This is a genomic window from Clostridium polynesiense, assembly GCF_000820705.1.
GTDB lineage: Bacteria > Bacillota > Clostridia > Clostridiales > Clostridiaceae > Clostridium_AA > Clostridium_AA polynesiense.
This window is the reverse complement of record NZ_CCXI01000068.1, coordinates 1-5,013: the sequence shown is the minus strand read 5'-3', so window position 1 is coordinate 5,013 and position 5,013 is coordinate 1. Positions and strand designations below refer to the sequence as shown.

General features: G+C 34.4%; 6 protein-coding genes. All 6 read left to right on the top strand.

The features are described from left to right. A partial coding sequence (locus TA89_RS06335) for an exodeoxyribonuclease VII large subunit (protein ID WP_040211865.1) occupies positions 1–446 on the top strand: 446 nt, incomplete at its 5' end. Continuing rightward, positions 446–658 (top strand): exodeoxyribonuclease VII small subunit, encoded by a 213-nt coding sequence (locus TA89_RS06330; protein ID WP_040211864.1) that lies wholly within the window; start codon positions 446–448, stop codon positions 656–658. The genes TA89_RS06335 and TA89_RS06330, both read left to right, overlap by 1 nt. Next, positions 658–1,530, top strand: coding sequence for a polyprenyl synthetase family protein (locus tag TA89_RS06325; protein ID WP_423219498.1), 873 nt, complete (start codon positions 658–660; stop codon positions 1,528–1,530). The genes TA89_RS06330 and TA89_RS06325 overlap by 1 nt, the downstream gene beginning before the upstream one ends. Before the next feature lie 15 nt (positions 1,531–1,545). Further along, positions 1,546–3,402 (top strand): 1-deoxy-D-xylulose-5-phosphate synthase, encoded by a 1,857-nt coding sequence (gene dxs, locus TA89_RS06320; protein WP_040211861.1) that lies wholly within the window; start codon positions 1,546–1,548, stop codon positions 3,400–3,402. 16 nt (positions 3,403–3,418) lie between these two features. Beyond that, on the top strand, positions 3,419–4,234 hold the full coding sequence (locus TA89_RS06315) for a TlyA family RNA methyltransferase (RefSeq protein WP_040211860.1): 816 nt from the start codon (positions 3,419–3,421) through the stop codon (positions 4,232–4,234). Between the two features lie 13 nt (positions 4,235–4,247). Then, positions 4,248–5,013: NAD(+)/NADH kinase (locus tag TA89_RS06310; protein ID WP_187119273.1), on the top strand; the 766-nt coding region annotated here is incomplete at its 3' end.

The window sequence follows — 5,013 nt, the reverse complement described above, 5'->3', positions numbered from 1 at the left end:
CCCAGGCAGCTGAGATTGCTGTGATGCCTCAGGAAGAGCTTTTTAGAGAGGTATTTGAACTTAAAGAAGAACTTCATGAAAATATAAATGAATTCATATCAGAGGGAAATAGGATGCTGGAACTTTATAAACGAACCTTGGAAAACTATAATCCTATGAATTATATAGTGCATAGATATAGTGAAGTTGATAATTGTTATGATAAATTAAAGGGGATAATAGCAAACAAAATAAATAAAGGCTATTTAGATTTAGAAGGTTATAAAAATCTTTTAGATGCTTATAATCCACTTAACGTGCTCAATAAGGGATACAGTGTGGTGTATCAGCGTAACAAAATTATAAAATCTGTAGAGGATTATGAAATTGATAAAGAAACTACCTTAAGATTTTATAATGGCACTGTAAATGGGAAATTTATTGCTGCAGAGAAGGAGATTGAATAATGCCTAAAAAAAGCCAAAGCTATGAGCAGATGATAGATAAACTTAAAGGAATTTTAGAAAAAATGGAAACAGGCAATACAAGCCTGGAAGAATCTATGAAACTGTATGAAGAGGGTATTATGCTTACAAATAAGCTTTATATGCTCCTAAAAGATTCTGAAGAAAAAATAAAAATACTAAAGAAAGATACCATTGAGGATTTTGAAGGATGATAAAATTTCAGCAGATTAAAAATGATGTAGATACCTATTTGAAGCAGTATTTTGAAGAGAAGGGTACATTTAATAAAACTCTGTACGATTCCATGTCCTATAGCTTAAACATAGGAGGAAAACGAATAAGACCAATATTAATGATGCTGACCTATGAAATGATTAAAAATGAAAAGGGAAGCAAAATACTTCCTTTTGCAGGAGCAATAGAAATGATACATACCTATTCATTAATCCACGATGATTTACCATGTATGGATGATGATGATTTAAGGAGAGGAAAGCCTACCAATCATAAAGTATATGGAGAAGCTATTGCAGTATTAGCTGGAGATGGCCTTTTGAATGAAGCTTTCAATGTTATGATTTCTTATGCCTTAAAAGAAGGTAAAAACGCATTAAAAGCAGTTAAAATAGTGGGTGAAAGCGCAGGCTGCGAGGGGATGATCGGCGGTCAGACTCTAGATATTCTAAATGAGAACAAGAAATCCACACTGGAGGAGCTTGAGTATATTCACAGCAAAAAAACCGCGGAGCTTATAAAGGCATCAATTTTAGCAGGAGCAGTTTTAGCAGATGCTCCTGAGGAGGACATAACCACCTTAAAAAGCTTTGGAGAAAAGTTAGGGTTAGCCTTTCAGATTAAAGATGATATATTAGACGTTGAAGGAGATGCACAGGTTTTAGGTAAAAATACACATAGTGATTTAGATAATAATAAATTTACTTATATAAGCTTATTAGGCCTTGATAAATGCAAGGAGAAGTGCTGGGAGCTTACGGAAGAATGTATTAAAGAGCTGACCTCTCTAAAGTATGATACTGAATCTTTACTACTGATAACAAAATATTTATTAGAAAGAAACTATTAAAATAGGGGTAATCTTATGTATACATTTTTAGATAGATATAAATCTCCGGAAGACATAAAAAAAATGTCTATTAAGGAGCTTGATTTTTTAGCAGAGGATATACGAAGATTTTTGATTGATAAGGTATCTGAGACAGGAGGACACCTGGCATCAAATTTAGGGGTAGTAGAACTTACTTTGAGTTTATTTAATGTATTTGATTTCCAAGAGGATAGGATTGTATGGGATGTAGGGCATCAATCTTATGTGCATAAAATATTAACAGGCAGAAAGGATCAATTTGATAAACTGAGAAAGTATAAAGGCTTAAGCGGATTTCCTAAAAGAGCTGAAAGCCCCTATGATTATTTTGATACCGGACACAGCAGCACATCGATTTCTGCAGCATTGGGGATGGCGAGAGCCAGAGATATTATGAAAGAAAAGCATAATGTCATAGCTGTAATTGGAGATGGAGCTCTTACTGGAGGTATGGCATTAGAAGCGTTGAATGATGTTGGATTTCATAAGACAAAGCTAATAGTTATATTGAATGATAACCAAATGTCTATTTCCAAAAATGTAGGGGGATTATCTACATATTTGAGCAATCTAAGAATTGATCCCAGCTATAACAAGTTAAAAAGCGAATTCAACAGCACTCTTGAAAAGACTATTCTGGGTAAGAATCTTGTAAGTTCCATAGAAAGGGTAAAGGACAGCATAAAACAGTTTGTGGTTCCTGGTATGCTTTTTGAAGAAATGGGTATAAAATATCTTGGTCCCATAGACGGTCACAATATTAAAGAGGTATCTAAGATGCTTTCTCAAGCCAAGAACCTTAACGGACCGGTGCTTATTCATACCATAACTCAAAAAGGAAAAGGATATAATTTTGCAGAGGAAAACCCAAACAAATTTCATGGTGTGGGGCCTTTTGACCTTACAAGCGGAGAAATATCTGCAAGCGGAGCAGGAGAAAACTATTCTAAAGTTTTTGGATTGGAAATGGAGAAAATAGCTGAAGAAAATAGCAATGTTGTAGCAATCACAGCAGCAATGCCTGATGGTACAGGGCTTAAAAATTTTTCTAAAAAATACCCTGATAGATTCTTTGATGTAGGTATAGCAGAGCAGCATGCTGTTACCTTAGCTGCCGGTATGGCCAAAGAAGGATTAAAACCTGTTTTTGCTGTTTATTCAACCTTTCTTCAAAGATCCTATGATCAGATACTCCATGATGTTTGTATACAGAAGCTTCCTGTAGTATTTGCCATAGATAGGGCTGGAATTGTAGGAGAAGATGGTGAAACTCATCAGGGGATTTTCGACCTTTCCTACTTATCCCATATTCCTAACATGACAGTAGCAGCACCTAAATGTATGGATGAATTAAAGAGTCTTTTGAGGTGGAGCATTAATCAAAAGTTCCCAATTGCAATAAGATACCCAAGAGGCTGTGATTTAGTTAAAATGAAAAGCATTGAAAATATTAAATTAGGAAACTGGGAAGTAGTGAAACATGGAGAAAAAATAGCTATAATTGCTTCTGGAAAAATGGTACAGCATGCGGTATTGGCCAAAGAAAAACTAGAAGGTATGGGTATTAATCCATTAATAATTAATGCCTGCTTTGTAAAACCTATTGACAAGGATTTAATAGCAGGATTAGTGAAAGAAAATTACAAAATAATAACAGTAGAGGACAATATAGTTAAAGGTGGTTTGGGAAGCGCTGTGCTTCAATATATAAACACCTTGGATCATACCTGTAAAATTACTATTATGGGATATAAAGATGAATTTGTAGAGCATGGTGAAACAGGAGTTTTGTATAAATTACACCATTTAGACCCCGAAGCTATATGTGATGAGGTTATTAAGCTCTGTTAGTTATAAGGAGGTATCTATGACAGTTAAGAAAATCAGGCTGGATCAAATTCTTGTGGAAAAAGGAATTTTTGAGTCTAGGGAAAAAGCAAAAGCCGGAATAATGTCTGGTAAGGTTTTTGTTGACGGAATAAGGATAGATAAATGCGGAGAAAAAATAAAGGAAGATGCTGAGATAGAGTATAAGGGTGAGCAAATGCCCTATGTAAGCAGAGGAGGCTTCAAACTTGAAAAGGCAGTGAAATCTTTCAATATAATTTTAAAAGATAAAATCTGCATGGATGTAGGAGCTTCTACTGGAGGATTTACAGACTGCATGCTTAAAAACGGAGCATCAAAGGTATATTCCATAGATGTGGGATATGGCCAGCTTGACTGGAAGCTCAGGACTGATCCAAGGGTAGTATGCATGGAAAGAACTAACGTTAGATACCTAACTTCGGATCAAATAGAGGATTATATTGATTTTACAAGTATTGATGTTTCTTTTATTTCACTGACAAAGGTTATACCACCAATATTAAACCTCCTTACTGACCAGGGTGAGGTGGTTGCATTAATTAAGCCTCAATTCGAAGCGGGAAGAGAAAAGGTAGGCAAAAAGGGAGTAGTAAAAGAGGAAAGTACCCATATTGAAGTTATTAGTAAAATTGTTGAGTTCTTAGAACAAAATAACACTACAATTAAAGGTATAGATTATTCACCTATAAAAGGCCCTGAGGGAAATATAGAGTATCTTATACACTTTACTAAGACAGATGGTAATTCGAAAGTATTTCCAAGAGATACAATAAATGAAGTAGTAAAGGCATCTCATCAGGGATTGAATAATTAATGGAGGATACATGGTGAAATATAATATTGGAATAAACGTTAATGTTTCTAAAGACCCTGAAGGAGTTATATTAAACAAAGTACAGGATACTATAAAAAATATTATACCTGATTCTAATATTACCGTTTTTAAAAACTCTATGGGATTAACTAAAGAAGCATCAGATGGCTTAAAAGTTCTCTTAGCCTTAGGCGGTGATGGCACCATATTAAACACAGCCGGATATATCTATGGTTCTAAGGTTCCTATATTCGGTGTGAATATAGGGCATTTAGGATTTCTAAGCAGCTGTGATTTAAAGAGTTTTCCTACATACTTTAAAAAATGGGTATCTGGAGACTTTATAATTAATAAGAGAATGCTGCTGCAATGCAGTACGGGAAAGGAAACGGGCTTTGCATTAAACGATGCAGTGATTTCAAGAGGTACTCTTTCTAGGATTCTTAAATTTAAGATATACGTAGATGAGAAACTCTATACAGCTTATACAGCGGATGGAATTATAATAAGTACCCCTACAGGTTCTACCGCATACTCTTTATCTGCAGGAGGACCAATAGTATATCCTGATTTGGATAATATATTAATTACTCCTATATGCCCTCATACACACATGTTCAGATCTATAGTATTAGATGGTAGTAAAAGAGTAAAGATTAAATTTGAAAAGATTGAGCAGGATATATTTTTAACTACTGATGGTCAGAATTCTTTAAAGTTAAGTGATGAGGATGAAGTTATGATAACAAAGGCTGATATAAAAATTAATATTGTAAACT